5 protein-coding genes are annotated in these 16,268 nt (G+C 69.1%); all 5 read left to right on the top strand.

All coding sequences use genetic code 11. From position 1 onward, the window contains the following. The first annotated feature begins 313 nt into the window (after nucleotides 1-313). Entirely contained in the window at nucleotides 314-10,759 is a 10,446-nt protein-coding gene (locus U1708_RS12765; protein WP_332746250.1) for a BapA/Bap/LapF family large adhesin, read from the top strand. Nucleotides 10,760-10,872: 113 nt separating this feature from the next. Next, nucleotides 10,873-12,234, top strand: coding sequence for a TolC family protein (locus U1708_RS12760; RefSeq protein ID WP_332746249.1), 1,362 nt, complete (start codon nucleotides 10,873-10,875; stop codon nucleotides 12,232-12,234). Further along, on the top strand, nucleotides 12,231-14,375 hold the full coding sequence (locus U1708_RS12755) for a type I secretion system permease/ATPase (protein ID WP_332746248.1): 2,145 nt from the start codon (nucleotides 12,231-12,233) through the stop codon (nucleotides 14,373-14,375). Before U1708_RS12760 ends, U1708_RS12755 begins: the two co-directional genes overlap by 4 nt. Next, nucleotides 14,372-15,559: an HlyD family type I secretion periplasmic adaptor subunit gene (locus U1708_RS12750; RefSeq protein ID WP_332746247.1), complete on the top strand. Its 1,188-nt coding sequence runs from the start codon at nucleotides 14,372-14,374 to the stop codon at nucleotides 15,557-15,559. Before U1708_RS12755 ends, U1708_RS12750 begins: the two co-directional genes overlap by 4 nt. Next, nucleotides 15,556-16,041: a MarR family winged helix-turn-helix transcriptional regulator gene (locus U1708_RS12745; protein ID WP_332746246.1), complete on the top strand. Its 486-nt coding sequence runs from the start codon at nucleotides 15,556-15,558 to the stop codon at nucleotides 16,039-16,041. Before U1708_RS12750 ends, U1708_RS12745 begins: the two co-directional genes overlap by 4 nt. Nucleotides 16,042-16,268 lie beyond the last annotated feature (227 nt).

Raw genomic sequence — 16,268 nt, 5'->3', positions numbered from 1 at the left:
GTCAATTGGCCGACCCACCCCTAACCCCTCCCTTCCAGGGAGGGGAATCCTTGTAAGCCCCCAAGCCCTTTAGCGCTGTGCGCGGGGTGCGGCAGAAGAGCGTTCACACGCGAAGAACCCGCGTCCAGCACGACGCCGGCGACGCGTCATCGACCGACGCTCGCAACCCCTAATCAGAATTGGTTCCGAAAACGGAATCGTTGCACCGCTGCAACTCGGTGCGCCGTTCACTCATCGCGGGAATTTGCCGTTTTCGATCGCCGGGGGTGATCGGGGGGCGATTTTACAAGCGTGATACCAGGAGGAAGCGGCAATGAACGTGGACGTGATCTCGAAGGCTAACGGCGCAGTCAGCCAGGTTTCGACCGGTACGATCGATCTCGACGCACCCAGCATCGTCCGGCTCGACATCGCTCGGGCGGACCTCGCCGGGATCGAACGGCAGGGCGAGGATCTCGTCATCAGGTTGGCGAACGGCGAGCAGGTCCGGGTCGTCGATTTCTATTCCGCCGACGCCGCCGTTTCCAACGATCTCGTCCTGCGCGAACCCGATGGAACCCTGTGGCACGCCCGCACGACGAATACGCCGGTCACGTTCACGCAAATCGAGGATCTCGAAGATCTCGCGGTCGTAGCGTCTGGCGGCGGTTCGTCCCTTGCGCTGCCGGCGATCCTGGCAGGCGTCGCCGGGGTGGCGGGACTGGCCGCGGTCGCCGCCGGTGGTGGCGGTGGTGACGACGACGATCAGCCCACGCAGCCCAATCCCGGGCCCGGCACCGGCGTGACGCCCGATACGACCGCTCCGTCGTCGCCGACTGCAACCGTCCGCGGCGATGGGGCCGTGCTGACCGGCACCGGCGAGGCCGGCGCGACGATCCAGGTTCGCGACGCCAGCGGCACGGTGATCGGCACCGGCGTCGTCGGTGCCGACGGCACTTATTCGGTCACGCTGACGTCACCCCAGATCAAGGGCGATCCGGTCGTCGTCACGCAGACCGATCCGGCGGGCAACGTCTCCCCCGGAACGACCGCCGCGACCCCCGACCTGACGGCACCCGCTGCTCCGAGCGCGACCGTCGATGAGACCGGAACGATCGTCACCGGCCGCGGCGAGCCCGGCGCCACCGTGACCGTCACCGACTCGACCGGCGCGGTCGTCGGTACGACGGTCGTGGCTGCCGACGGGACCTATACGCTGACGCTGCCGACCCCGCGTGTCGACGGCACCGACCTCACGATCGTGCAGACCGACGCCGCCGGCAACGTCTCGGCTCCCGTCACGATCGCCACGCCAGACCTGACCGCGCCGGCTGCTCCGACGGCGGCGATCTCGGGTGATGGATCGCAGGTCACCGGCCAAGGCGAGCCGGGCGCGACCGTCACGATCCGCGATGCGACCGGCGCGGTCATCGCGACCGTCGTCGTAGGCGCCGACGGCAACTATTCGGCGCCGCTCGTGCCGGCGCAGGTCGACGGCACGACGCTGTCCGTCGTCCAGACCGATCCGTCCGGCAACGTCTCGCCCGCGGTCGATCTCGGAACGCCCGATCTTACCGCGCCCGCGCCGCCGACGATCGCGATCGACGCCACCGGCACGCAGGTCAGCGGCACCGGCGAGCACGGCGCGCAGGTCGTCATCATTGATCCGGCAGGCACGACGCTTGCGACGGTGACGGTTGCCGCGGACGGCAGCTATACCGCGATCCTCTCGACGCCGCAGGTCGACGGCGAGGTGATCGTCGCACGCCAGACCGATGCCGCCGGCAACGCGTCCGGGACCGCCAGCACGATTGCGCCCGACTTCACAGCACCCGCTCAGCCGACCGCGACGATCAGCGCCGACGGCACGTCCGTTGCCGGGACCGGCGAACCGGGTGCCCGCATCGTCTTCGCGGACGCAAGCGGGACCGTGATCGGCTCGGCGACGGTAGCGGCGGACGGCAGCTACAGCACCGCGCTGACGCCGGCGCAGGCGAATGGCGAACAGCTGACCGCGACGCAGGTGGATGCGGCGGGCAATGCGGCACCACCGCTGTCGCTGACCGCACCCGACGCGACGGCGCCGCTCGCGCCCGTCGCGATGCTCGATGCCAATGGCACGATCGTCACCGGTTCGGGAGAGGCCGGCGCGACCGTTACGGTGCGCGACGCGAACGGCGCCGTTGTCGGGACGGCGATTGTCGGCGCGCAGGGTAACTATGCGGTGACGCTCGCCACCGTGCAGGGCAATAGCGAGACGCTGTCCGTCACGCAGGCGGATGCGGCCGGGAACGTGTCGCCCGCGGCCACGCTGGTCGCACCCGACCTGACCGCGCCGCTCGCACCGACCGGCATCGTCGCCGGCGACGGCGGCAGCATCAGCGGCTCGGGCGAAGTCGGCGCGACCGTGACGATCCGCAGCCCGGTCGGCGCGGTCATCGCCACCGCGGTCGTCGGCGCGGACGGCACCTATGCCGCGGTGCTCACGCCTGCGCAGGTCGACGGGGAGGTGCTGACGGTGCGCCAGGCCGACGCCGCCGGCAATGTGTCGCCGACCGCTGCGGCCACAGCACCCGATCTGGTCCTGGACGATGGGCCTGACGCACCGACCGCGACGGTCGCTGCCGATGGCACGGCCGTGACCGGTGTTGCCGTCGCCGGCGCCGCGATCACGCTGTACGATGCCGACGGAACGATCATCGGCACCGGCGTCGCGGGTACCGACGGCAGCTATTCCGTAGCCCTGACACCGGCGCGCATCGACGGCGAGACGATCGGCGTCACGCAGGCCGATGCGGACGGCGACGTCTCGCCTCCGGCCACCGCCATCGCGCCCGATCTGACCGCGCCCGACGCCCCCGTCGCAACGCTCGATCCGACCGGCGCCGTGGTCACCGGCAGCGGCGAGGCAGGGGCGGCGATCACCGTGCGTGCCGCCGACGGCACCGTGCTGGGCACCACCACCGCGAATGCCAACGGCGACTATGCCGTCACGCTGACTACGGTACAGGATGCCGGCGGCACGATTGCGGTGACGCAGGCCGATGCGGCGGGCAACGTCTCGCCGCCAGCAAACCTTGCAGCTCCCGACTTCGTCGCGCCCGACGCACCGGTCGCTACGGTCGCGCTCGACGGTAGCGCCGTCACCGGCACCGGTGAGGCTGGCGCCACCGTCACCGTCCGCGACACTGCGGGCGTCGTGATCGGCAGCGCGATCGTCGCTGGCGACGGGACGTATTCGGCGCCGCTCGCCACGCCGCAAGCCAATGGCGAGACCGTGTCCGTCACGCTGACCGACACGGCCGGTAACGTCTCGCCGTCCGTCGATGCGGTCGCGCCCGACATCACCGCACCCGGCACGCCCACCGCGACTTTGTCCGGCGATGGCGGGCTGGTGGCGGGCACCGGCGAGCCTGGTGCCGTCGTCACCGTTACCGTACCCGGTGGCGCGGTCATCGGGTCCGCGACGGTCGGCGCCGACGGCAGCTATGTCGTCACGCTCGCCGCGCCGCAGACCAATGGCGAGACGCTGGTCGTGACCCAGGCCGATGCCGCCGGCAACACCTCCGCGCCCGTCAGCGTCGTCGCGGCCGACGTGACCGCACCCGCCGCACCGACGGTGGTCGTCAACGGCGACGGCACGGCCGTGACGGGAACCGGCGAACCTGGCGCGACCGTGACCATCACCGACCCCGCGGGCGTCGCGATCGGCACCGCGCTGGTCGATGCCGGCGGTACCTATACCGCGCAACTGAGCACGGCGCAGGTCAATGGCGAGACGCTGACCGCAACGCAGGCGGATGCCGCCGGCAACGTGTCGGGCATCGCCACGACGATCGCGCCCGACTTCACCGCGCCCGCGCCCGTCGAGGCCGCGATCAACGGCGACGGCACGCTCGTATCGGGTACCGGCGAGGTCGGCGCACGGATCGCCGTCGTCGATGCCGCGGGTACTACGGTCGGTACCGCGATCGTCGCCGCCGATGGCAGCTTCGACGTCACCCTCACGCCTGCACAGGCCAATGGCGAGGCGTTGAGCGTCGTGCAGACCGATGCGGCCGGTAACGCCTCTGCGCCGCTCGCGCTGACGGCGCCCGACATCACGGCGCCGCCTGCGCCCGATGCCGCGCTCGATCCTTCGGGGACGATCGTGACCGGTACCGGCGAAGTCGGCGCGACCGTCTCGGTCCGCGATGCGGGCGGGACGGAGATCGGCACTGCGATCGTCACCGCGCAGGGCACCTACACGGTCGTCCTCGCCACGCCGCAGGTCGACAGCCAGTCTCTGTCCGTCGTGCAGACGGATGCGGCCGGCAATACCTCAGTTCCCACGCCGCTGACCGCGTCCGATCTCACCGCGCCCGACGCGCCGGTCGCGACGATCGGTGCGGATGGCCTCAGCGTCACCGGAACCGGCGAGGTCGGCGCGACGATCGTCATCCGCGATCCGCTGGGTGCCGTGATCGGCAACGCCATCGTCGCGGCCGACGGCACTTATACGGCCGCGCTGTCGCCGGCGCAGGTCGATGGCGAAGTGCTGACCGTCCGGCAGGCCGATGGTGCGGGCAACGTCTCGCCGCCGGCCACGACGACCGCACCCGATCTGGTCGCGGACACCGATCCCGACGCCCCGACCGCCGCGGTAGGCGCCGACGGTACGACCGTGGCCGGCACCGCGATCGGCGGCGCTGCGATCACGGTGTACGATGCCGACGGTGCCGTGATCGCGAACGGCGTCGCCAATGCAGACGGCAGCTACAGTGTCGCGCTTACGCCGGCACGGATCGACGGCGAGACCATCCGCGTCACGCAGACCGAAGTCGATGGCGACGTCTCGCCGCCGGCAACCGCGGTGGCACCCGACCTGACCGCCCCGATCGCTCCGACGGCGGCGCTCGATGCGACGGGTAACGTGGTCACCGGGACGGGTGAAGCCGGCGCGACGATCACCGTGCGCGCGGCCGACGGCACGCCGCTCGGTACGGCGCTCGTCAACGCGGGCGGCTTCTATGCCGCGACGCTGAGCACGGCACAGATCAACGGCGAGGTAATCAGCGTCACGCAGGCGGACGGTGCCGGCAACGTCTCGCCACCGATCGCACTGACCGCGTCGGATCTGGTCGTCCCCACCGCACCGATGGCAAGCGTCAACGCGGATGGCACGGCAGTGACCGGCACCGGCGAGGCGGGAACCACGGCGACCGTGCGCGATCCGGCCGGCGTGGTGATCGGCACGGCGATCGTCGCGCCCGACGGCAGCTTCACGGTGCCGCTCGCGGATGCGCAGGATAATGGCGGGACCCTGACGGTGACGCTGACCGACGCGGCGGGCAACGTCTCGGCGCCCGCCAATGCGTTGGCGCCCGATATCACCGCGCCTGACGTGCCGACGGTGGCGATCGCGGCCGATGGCAGCGTCGTGACCGGCGTCGGCGAAGCGGGTGCGACGGTGTCCGTGGCGAACGCGAACGGTGCCGTGATCGGTACCGCGCTCGTTGCCGCCGACGGCAGCTATTCCGTCACGCTGACCCCGGCGCAGGCCAATGGCGAAGCGCTGACGGTGACCCAGGCCGATGCGGCTGGCAATGCGTCCGGTCCGGTCGCCATCACCGCACCCGACATCACCGGCCCTGCAGCGCCGGTGGTGACGGTCTCGGCTGACGGCACGCAGGCGAGCGGTACCGGCGAACCGGGGGCGACGGTTTCGATCGACGGTCCTACCGGGGCGACCATCGCCACCGCCACCGTCGCGGCCGATGGAACCTTCGTGGCGGCGCTCTCGCCCGCGCAGGCTAATGGCGAACAGCTCGAGGCCATCCAGGTGGACGCATCGGGCAACGCCTCGCCGCCGACGCTGGTGACCGCGCCGGACATCACCGCACCGGCCGCGCCGACGCTGGCGATCACGCTCGACGGCACGGCCGCGAACGGTACCGGCGAGCCCGGCGCCACCGTGACCGTGCGCAACCCGGATGGCAGCACGATCGGCACGACAATCGTCGCGGCCGACGGCAGCTATACGCTGGTCCTCGATCCGGCGCGGATCGACGGCGAGGTGCTGAGCGCGATCCAGAACGATCCGACCGGTAACCCTTCGCCGCCCGTCACCGCGACGGCGCCCAATTTCGATGCGCCCGTAGGCCTGACGGCGGACGTGTCCGCTGACGGCACGACCGTCACCGGCGCCGGTGAGATCGGCGCGACGGTGACGATCCGCGATCCCGCCGGGATCGCGATCGGGAATGCGGTGGTCGGCGCAGACGGCACCTACGTCGCCACGCTGACCACGGCGCAGGTCAATGGCGAAGTCCTGAGCGCGACGCAGGTCGATCAGGACGGCAATGCCGGGCTGCCCGTTGCGGCAACCGCACCGGACCTCACCGCACCCGCGCTTCCGACGGCGGACGTCAACGACACCGGCACTGCGGTCACCGGGACCGGCGAAGCGGGAGCGACCGTGACGGTCACCTTGCCTGGCGGCGCAGTCGTGGCGACGGCAATCGTCGGCGCCGATGGTGCCTATACGGCGACGCTGACCCCTGCGCAGGTCAATGGCGAGACGCTGAGCGTGGTCCAGGCGGATCCGACGGGTAACCCGTCGCCCGCCGCTACGGCGCTGGCACCGGACCTCACGGCACCGGTTGCCCCGACCATCGCGATCAACGGGGACGGCACCGTTGTCAGCGGTACGGGTGAGCCCGGTGCGACGGTGACGATCACCGGGCCGGGCGGCACGCCCATCGGCACGGTGCCGGTCGCCGGAGACGGTACGTACACGATCACGCTCGGCGATCCGCAGATCAACGGCGAGACGCTGACCGCAACGCAGGCGGACCCGACCGGCAACGTGTCGGGCCCGGCGTCCACCATCGCCCCGGACTTCGTCACGCCGGCGGCACCGACCGCGATCGTCTCCGGCGATGGTACGATCGTGACCGGCACGGGCGAACCCGGCGCGCAGATCGTCGTGACCGATCCGGCCGGCACCGCGATCGGTGTCGCGACCGTCGGTGGGGACGGCACATACTCCACGACGCTCAGTACGCCACAGCTGAACGGCGAGGTCCTGTCCGCGACGCAGACCGACGGCGGCGGCAACGTCTCGCCGCCGGCTACGGCACTGGCACCGGACCTGACGGCACCGACAATCCCGACGCTGGTGATTGCACCTGACGGTGAGATCGCAAGCGGTACCGGCGAGCCCGGCGCTACCGTCACGATCGTCGGACCCGACGGCGCTACGATCGGGCCGATCACGGTTGCGCAAGACGGCAGCTACAGCACCGTCCTGAACCCGGCACAGCTGAACGGCCAGGCGTTCACCGCGACGCAGGCCGACGGCGTCGGCAACGTCTCGCCACCGGTCTCGGCAGTGGCACCGGACACGACCGCACCCGATGCTCCCGCGGCTATATTGGCTGCGGGCGGCGGCAGTGTGACCGGGACGGGCGAGGCCGGCGCAACGGTCCGCGTATCCGGTTCGAACGGCCTGCTGGGAACGGCAGTCGTCGCGGCCGACGGCAGCTTTACCGTGCCGTTGGCGTCGGTGCAGGCCAATGGTCAGGCGCTGACGGTGGTCCAGACCGATCGGGCAGGGAATGGCTCCCTGCCGACCGGCATCACGGCCCCCGATACGACGGCGCCTGGCGCGCCCTCGGCGGTGGTCGCCGGAGACGGCACCAGCGTGACCGGCACCGGTGAACCCGGCGCGATCGTGACGATCACGGCCCCCGGTGGCGATACGATCGGAACGGCGACGGTGAACGCGGACGGCATCTACACCACGCCGCTGAGCACTCCGCAGGCCAATGGGGAACAGCTTATCGTGCGGCAGGCGGATGCGGCCGGCAACGTGTCGCCGGCGTCCTCCGTCCTGGCACCCGATATTACCGCACCGAGCGCACCGATCGCCGCCGTTTCGGCGAACGGCGGGTTCGTCACCGGTACCGGTGAGGCGGGTGCGACGGTGCGGGTCACCGGCCCAGACGGTGGCCTGCTGGGGACGGCGATCGTGGCCGCAAACGGCACCTATGCGGTGCCGCTGTCGATTGCGCAGACCGACAGCCAGTCGCTGACGGTCACGCAGACCGACCGTGCGAACAACCCGTCGCTGCCGACGATTGCCGTCGCGCCCGACGATACGGCACCGTTCTCGCCGACGGCCACCGTCTCGGCCGAGGGCGACGCGGTCGTCGGTGCCGGTGTCGCCGGCGCCACGATCACCGTCAGCAATGCTGCCGGCCTGGAAATCGGTACCGCGATTGTCGACGCAAACGGCAATTATGTCGCGCCGCTCGATACCGCACAGCGCAACGGCGAGGTGTTGAGCGTCGTCCAGTCCGACACGGCGGGCAACGTTTCGCCACCCGTTCCCGCGATCGCACCCGACCTCACCGCGCCGGGCGCGCCGAGCATCAATATCGGTGCCGGTGGCGACATCGTGACAGGGCTGGGCGAGCCTGGCGCCACCGTGACGATCACCCGCAACGGGCTGCCGATCGGTACGGCGGTCGTCGGGAGCACCGGGTCGTACCAGGTCACGCTCGACGAACCGCAACGCAACGGCGAGACGCTGGTCGCGACGCAGCGCGATGGCGCCAACAACGCCTCCGATCCGGCTAGCGCGGTCGCCCCCGACCTGACCCCACCCGCAGCGCCGACCGCGCTGCTGGTCGCCGGCGACGGGACGACGGTCACGGGCACGGGCGAACCGGGCGCGCGCGTAGAAGTGCGCGTCGGTAGCGGTCCCGTGATCGGGAATGGCGTGGTCGCCGCGGACGGCAGCTTTACCGTCACGCTCGTGGCGGCCCAGACCAGCGGGGCGACTCTCGGGGTGACGCAGGAGGACGCGGCAGGCAACATATCGCTGCCGGGCAACGTCGTCGCGCCGTTCGACATCGATGCCTTCGACAACGCCAACACGGCATCGATCGACCTGGTCCCGCCGACGTCGTCCGTGGATCTTGGCAATGCGACCTATCCGGTGCTCCTCTCGCTAGGCCTGGTCAATCTCCAGGCCGAGGTGCTTTCGGTGCCCGACGTCCGGTTCACGGTGGAGGCCGGGCACAGCCTGGATGCGGTCTTCTCCTACGGCTCGGACCTGCTCGATATCGGCGTCGCCAGCGATTACGCGGTCGTCGTGCAGCGCTTCGACGGGACCAACTGGGTCGCGGTCGACGGATCGGGCAATGCCTCGCTGCTAGATATCCGCGTGTTCGACGGCAATCTGAGCGCCACCGAAACGCTGGGACCGGGTGAGTACCGTGCGTTCCTGACCTTCTCGGGCACGGCGGGCGCGGCGCTGTTCGGTAACCTCGCCGTCGTCGGCGTGGACTCGGACTTCACTGCCGTCCCCGCTGTGGTTCCCGCTGCCACATCCGGCAACGTCATCACCGATCAAGGGGCAGGCGGCGCGGTCGATATCGTCGGACCGGGCACGCAGGTCGATAGCGTGACGATCGGGGGCGTGACGACTGCGGTCGCGGCGAACGGCACGGTCGTCGATGGGGCCTGGGGCACGCTGACGATCAACCTGAACGGCAGCTATACCTACACGCCGGATGCCAGCGCGCTGGCGATCGGCAAGACCGATGCGTTCACCTACACGTTGATCGATCCGACCGACGGCGAACGCGAAAGCGCCGTCCTGTCGATCGCGATCGGCAGCCCGGACATCGCCGGGGCGCCGGTGGCCGCCGCCGACGTCGCGGTCGCCGCGGTGACGTACGACAACGTCGTGGCAACGACGGCACCGACGACGGCGTTCTCGTTCAACTCGACAGGTCCATTGGGCCTTCTTTCGACGGGAGCCGGCGGTAGCACCTTCACCGTGGCCGCGAACACCGTGGCGGACGTGTCCATCGCGGTTGCCCGCGCACCCGGTCTTTCGGTCTTGCCGACCTACACGCTGACCGTGCGCAACGAAGCGGGCACCGTGATCGAACGGGTAACGCAGATTGCGGTCGTCGGACTGCCGATCGGTACCGGCGCTGTGTTCACGGTCGAGGATCTCCCCGTCGGGCGATACTCGTACACCATATCGAGCAGCGCGACGGCAGGGTCGTTCGTGAGCACCGTGTCGGTCGGCGCGACGACGACGTTCCTCGACCAGTTCACGCTGGGGAGTGCTGCGACGGCGGAGGGCAACCTGCTCGACAACGATACCGCGAACACGCCGTTTGCCGGGATCCGTGTCGATGCAGGTGCCGGCTTCACGGAGATCGGCGATACCGCGGCGGTGCTGACCGGACAGTATGGGACGCTGACGGTCAACGAGACGGGCGATTACCTCTATAGCCCCAACGCGACGCTCGGTTACTCGACGGTCGATCTGTTCGATACGTTCACCTACCAAGTGATCCAGCCGAACGGCACCGCGGCGACGTCCACGCTGACCGTGACGATCGACGTACCGGCTGACGGCACGATCGCGGCGGCAAGCGTCTCGAGCCAGATCGTCGGAATCGAAACGGACGTGATCGCGCTGGATGCGTTCGTGACGAGTGCGATCGACGCGGATGCTTCGGTCACCGTCGCGCCCGACAGCGATGCGATCGGTCGCGCGATCTACGACGTGTTCGAAGGGCAGGGCGAGTTGGAGAACGTCCTGGCGAACTTCCTCCCGCCGGAACAGCCCGCGGCGTTGGAAGGTGTGGGAGACGCGGGACATCCGGCCTTCGCCATCGATGTCGCGATGCCCGCAGTCGCCGATCCGCTCGACTATATCGTCGCGCCGGAAGATCCGGACCGGCATGGCACCAATACCAATCCTGTTTATTAAGAAATCAGAACGGATTTAATATAATGATATCAATGCCATAAAGGCGCTGGTCTTACACAGTTCGTTAAAGGTACCGGGTCTTCTGTGTGTTCGACGCAGAGGACCCGGTACCCATGCACTACAGAGCACGATACGTACGATCGATACTTGCACTGGGCGGCGTGATGTCGATGGGCCTAGCCGGTATCGGCAGGGCGGAAGATGCGCAGACCGGCCCGGCGTCGGATATGGCGCCTGTCGTGACCGCGAACCCGGCGCGCCCGCTGACGCTCGCCGAAGCCGCCAAGGAAGCGTTGACCTGGCATCCGTCGATCACCGAGGCGGCGGGCGTCCTGAGCGCTCGCGGCGAAGAGATCAACGCGGCCCGCGCCGGCTATCTTCCGACCGTCAGCACCGGCCTCGGCAGCGGCTATGACAGCCGGGTCTCGGGCACATGGCGTCCGAGACCGCAGATCGGCGCATCCCAGATGCTCTATGATTTCGGCAAGGTGTCGAGCGACGTCGCGGCTGCACGGGCAGGGACCCGCGGCGGGCGAGCCGAACTGCTCCTCGCGGTCGATACGCTGATCCGCGAAAGCGCCTATGCGGTCATCGAGCTCCAGCGCGCCACCGCACTCCACGCCGTCGCGCTCGACCAGGCGTCGCGGATCGAACAGATCAGCGCGCTGGTCGGACAGCGTTCGAAGATGGGCGCGGCTACTCAGTCCGACGCGCTCCAGGCGGAAGCGCGGGTCGAGGCGGCGAGCGCCACGCTGACCCAGATCGAGGCGTCGAAGCGGCGGTGGACCAGCAACCTCGCCTATCTGCTCAACCGCGACACGCCACCGGCGGCGGTCGCGCCCGACGTACCGGACTGGTTGATGCGCAGTTGCTCCAGGCCGATGCCGGAATGGAACACCGTGCCGTCGGTGATGGTCGCCGATGCGCTGGTGGACCGGGCCGACGCCGCGGTCCGACGGAGCCGCGCCGATCGCTATCCGACCGTGTCGCTCGGCGGCGACGCCTCCAGCGACATCGCGTCGCCGTTCGGCCAGCGCAGCATCTATAATTTCGGCCTGCGGGTTTCGAGCAACGTCTTCTCTGGCGGCATCACGAAGGCGCGGTTGCGCGGCGCGGGGTATGAACGCGATGCGGCAGAGGCGAGTGCGCGGCGCGCGCGGCTCGATACCAGCCAGGGCATGGCGGAGGCGCAGCAGCAGATCGACAGTCTCACGCGTGTGATCGACACGCTGGTTTCTCGGCAGGGCAACATGCGCGAGACCAATCGCCTTTACCGGATCCAGTATCTGGAGATGGGGACGCGGACGCTGGTCGACCTGCTGAACGCCGAACAGGAACTCCAGCAGGTCCGCTTCGAGGCGATCAACACGACGCAGGATGTGCGGCGACTTCAGGTCGACTGCCTGTTCCTGTCCGGGCGGATGCGCGATGCCTTCGGGTTTTCGGGCACCACCCTGCGCGGGGTGACGCTGTGACCGCGGTGCTCGCTCCGTCGCCGGTGATGGCGATCGACAGCTGGCTGGAATTGTTCGGGCGGGTGGCGCGGCATTACCGGCTGCCCGTGTCCGAACAGCGCGCGCGTTTGGCCGTGCAATGGGATCTGGGCGGCGACGACGAGACCCGCATCCGCACGCTCGGTCGCGCGACCGGCCTGACCGTGCGGTTCGATACGCCGCGCGCGGTGCGCCTGACGAGCTGGCGACTGCCCGCGATCGTGCGCTTCGCCGATGGCGAGATCGCGCTGATAGAGGGGATCGATGCCGACGACCAGGTCCGGCTGACGCTGCCCGGCGACCGTGGCGGCCAGACCCGGCTGACGCTTGCCGAGCTGATGGAGTCGGCGACCGGGTTCGTCATCCCGCGTCCGTCGCGATCGGCGCCCGACATGCGCGTCGATACCTATATCCGTCCGTTCCAGGATCACTGGCTGCGGCAGATCCTGATGCGCGATGCACCGTCCTACGGCCATGTCATGGTCGCGTCGGTGGTGACCAACTGCCTCGGGCTCGCGGGCGTGCTGTTCTCGATGCAGGTCTATGACCGGGTCGTGCCGGCGGGGTCGATCCCGACGCTGACCATCCTGTTCGTCGGCGTGCTGATCGCGATCGGCTTCGACTTCGTGCTGCGACGGCTGCGCACCAACATCGTCGACGTGCTCGGCAAGCGCGCCGACTTGCGCATCTCGGACCGGGTGTTCGGGCATGCCTTGCGCGTCCGCAACCGCGCACGGCCGGCGTCGACCGGCACGTTCATCTCGCAGCTCCGGGATCTGGATCAGGTGCGCGACATGCTGACGTCGACCACAGTCGCGACGGTAGCGGACATGCCCTTCTTCCTGCTGTTCCTCGCCGTGCTCTGGTACATCGGCGGTGCGCTCGCACTGGTACCGCTCGGCGCGCTGGTCCTGCTGCTGCTGCCGGGGCTGCTCGCGCAACGCCGTCTGCGGGTGCTCGCGACCGAGTCGATGCGCGAATCCTCGCTCCGCAACGCGATGCTCGTCGAGGCGGTGCAGGGGATCGAGGATATCAAGGCGCTCCAGGCCGAGGAACGCTTTCACCATCAGTGGAACCACTACAACGCGGTCGCGGGCGAGGCGCAGCTACGGTTGCGCGGCGTCACCAACGGCCTCTCGGTCTGGACGCAGAGCGTGCAGAATGGTGTCTATGCCGCGATCATCTTCGTCGGTGCGCCGCTGGTGATCGCCGGCGACATCACGACCGGCGTGCTCGTCGCCACCTCGATCCTCGGCTCGCGGATGATGGCACCGATGGCGCAGGTCACGCAGCTGCTTGGCCGGTTGCAGCATGCCCGCGTCGCGATGGGCAGCCTCAACCAGATCATGGCGCTGCCGGTCGACAGCGCGGACGGCGACCACCGTATTCCCTTACCGGCCGTGACCGGCGACTTCACGATGCGGTCCGGCGTGTTCACCTATGCCGATCCCAACGCCCCGCCGGCGCTGTCGGTCGCCAAGCTCGACATCGCTGCGGGTGAGCGCATCGCGCTGCTCGGGCGCAACGGCGCGGGCAAGTCGACGCTGTTGCAGGGCCTGTCGGGCATGCTCCAGCCGGTGTCGGGCGAAGTCCTTCTCGACGGGCTCGCGCTGCACCAGATCGACCCGGCCGACGTGCGCCGCGACATCGGCCTGCTGACGCAGAACAGCCGGTTGTTCCACGGCACGCTGCGCGAGAACCTGACGCTTGGTGCACCGTCCGCGTCCGATGCGGAGATCGTCGAGATCCTCGCGATGGTCGGCGCCGAGGGGATGGTCCGCCGGCTGCGCGACGGGCTCGGCCATGTCGTGCAGGAAGGCGGGCTCGGCCTGTCGGGTGGCCAGGTCCAGGCGTTGCTGCTTGCCCGGTTGCTGCTCCGGCAACCGATGGTCGCTCTGCTCGACGAGCCGACTGCGTCGATGGACGAGGGTGCCGAGCGTCACTTCATCGAGCGGCTAGGGCACTGGAGCCGGACTCGGACGATCGTCGTCGCCACGCACCGGATGCGGATGCTCGACATCGTCGACCGGATCATCGTCATCGACAACGGCAGGATCATTCTCGACGGGCCCAAGGATCAGGTGCTCGCGACGATGCGCGGAACGCGGAGTGCTGCGGCATGACCACCATCACGGCCGAAGACGACCATCTGTTCGGCGGCGAAGGCGAGGCGCGGCTGGCGTCGGCCACGCGTCTCGTGTGGGTCCTTGCGGCGATGTTCGCAGCGGCGCTGATCTGGGCGTGGCTCGCCGATCTCGACGAGGTGGCAACCGGGGAGGCGCGCGTCGTGCCGACCAGCCGCGAACAGGTTCTGCAATCGCTCGAGGGCGGTATCCTCGCCAAGATGCTCGTGCGGCAGGACGACATCGTCAAGCCGGGGCAGTTGCTCGCCCAGCTGGACCCGACCCAGGCGGGCTCGACGATGGACGAAAGCGCCGCGAAATACCGTGCCGCGCTCGCCAGTGCGGCACGGCTGCGCGCGGAGGCGAACGGCACCGCGCTGGAGTTCCCGGGCGAATTGGCGCGCTATCCCGACCTCAAGGCCGCGGAGACCCGGTTGTACGACACGCGTCGCCGCAGCCTCCAGTCGTCGCTGGGCCTGATCGACCAGTCGCTCCAGTTGATCGGCCGCGAGGTCGCGATCGGCCAGTCGCTGATCGCGGTCGGGGCCGCCAGCAACGTCGAGGTCCTGCGCCTGCAACGCCAGCGCGCCGACCTGGAACTGAAAAAGGCCGATCTCCGGTCGCAATACATGGTCGAGGCGCGACAGGATCTCGCCAAGGTCACCGAGCAGGTCGACTCGCTGGCGCCGGTCGTGCGCGGCCGGTCCGATACGTTCCAGCGCCTGACACTACGCTCGCCGGTGCGCGGGGTGGTGAAGAATATCGAGATCTCGACGATCGGCGGCGTCGTGCCGCCGAACGGCAAGATCATGGAGATCGTCCCGCTCGACGAACGCCTGCTGATCGAGGCGCGGATCCAACCGCGCGACATCGCCTTCATCCGCCCCGGCCAGCATGCGAGCGTGAAGGTCACCGCCTATGACTATTCGGTCTATGGCGGGCTAGAGGGGACAGTGACGAGCATCTCGCCGGACACGATCCGGGATGAGGTGAAGCCCGACATCCTCTATTACCGGGTGTTCGTGCAGACCAAGGCGGACTCGCTGACCAACAAGTCCGGGCGCACGTTCCCGATCACACCGGGCATGGTCGCGACCGTCGACATCCACACCGGCAGCAAGACCGTCCTCCAATATCTGCTCAAGCCGCTCAATCGCGCGCAGGAAGCGCTGAGGGAACGATGAGCACGTCGCGTTCCAACGGTGCGGTCGATCTCGCGGCGCGGCGGGACAGGGCGGCAGGCATCGTCCCGGTCTCGCCGGCGCTTCTGGCTCGGGCGCGTCAGGCGCGTCGGCTGCGCGCGACGATGAGCGCATTCCTGCCGCGCGATCTGCTGGTCGATCCCGCCTGGGACATGATGATCGACCTGTTCATCGCGGTCGCGACGGGGGAGCGGTTGCACGTCAAGGACTTGATCCTGATGTCGGGGGAGAGCGCCGCCAGCGCAATGCGACGGATCGATCGTCTCCAGGAGGCGGCGCTGCTGGTTCGCCATCCCGACCCGACCGATCACCGCCGCGTCCATATCGGGATCACGGCGAAGGGGCAGGCCGCGATGGCCGCGATGCTGGACCACCTGTTCGACGCCAACGCCGAAAACACCCCGCTGCGCCCGGTCGAACCACAATCCTACTTCCCCGCCCTGGGAAAATTGTCATCGAAATAACTCGGTTCCGCGGGGCGGAGCCTCGAACGTCGGACGGCCGAGATGCACTAACCGGAGTGCGGATGCGGCGAACCGCCTCATACCGAATTCTACATGGTTTTGGCGCTGGTGGAGCCGAGGGGAATCGAACCCCTGACCTCTGCAGTGCGATTGCAGGGGCGTGACTCAAAAAGGGCGGAAATCCGTTGATTTCTGCCCTTCGATTCTCGGATCGAGGGGCGGAAAGC

Source organism: Sphingomonas arabinosi (genome assembly GCF_036663715.1).
Classification (GTDB): Bacteria; Pseudomonadota; Alphaproteobacteria; order Sphingomonadales; family Sphingomonadaceae; genus Sphingomonas.
This window is presented reverse-complemented; position numbering and strand designations above follow the sequence as displayed.

What these genes read in the sequence shown, in the direction of transcription:
- U1708_RS12750 (WP_332746247.1), top strand. Translation starts at nt 14,372, where the DNA reads ATGACCACCATCACGGCCGAAGACGACCATCTGTTCGGCGGCGAAGGC.
- U1708_RS12765 (WP_332746250.1), top strand. Translation starts at nt 314, where the DNA reads ATGAACGTGGACGTGATCTCGAAGGCTAACGGCGCAGTCAGCCAGGTT.
- U1708_RS12745 (WP_332746246.1), top strand. Translation starts at nt 15,556, where the DNA reads ATGAGCACGTCGCGTTCCAACGGTGCGGTCGATCTCGCGGCGCGGCGG.
- U1708_RS12760 (WP_332746249.1), top strand. Translation starts at nt 10,873, where the DNA reads ATGCACTACAGAGCACGATACGTACGATCGATACTTGCACTGGGCGGC.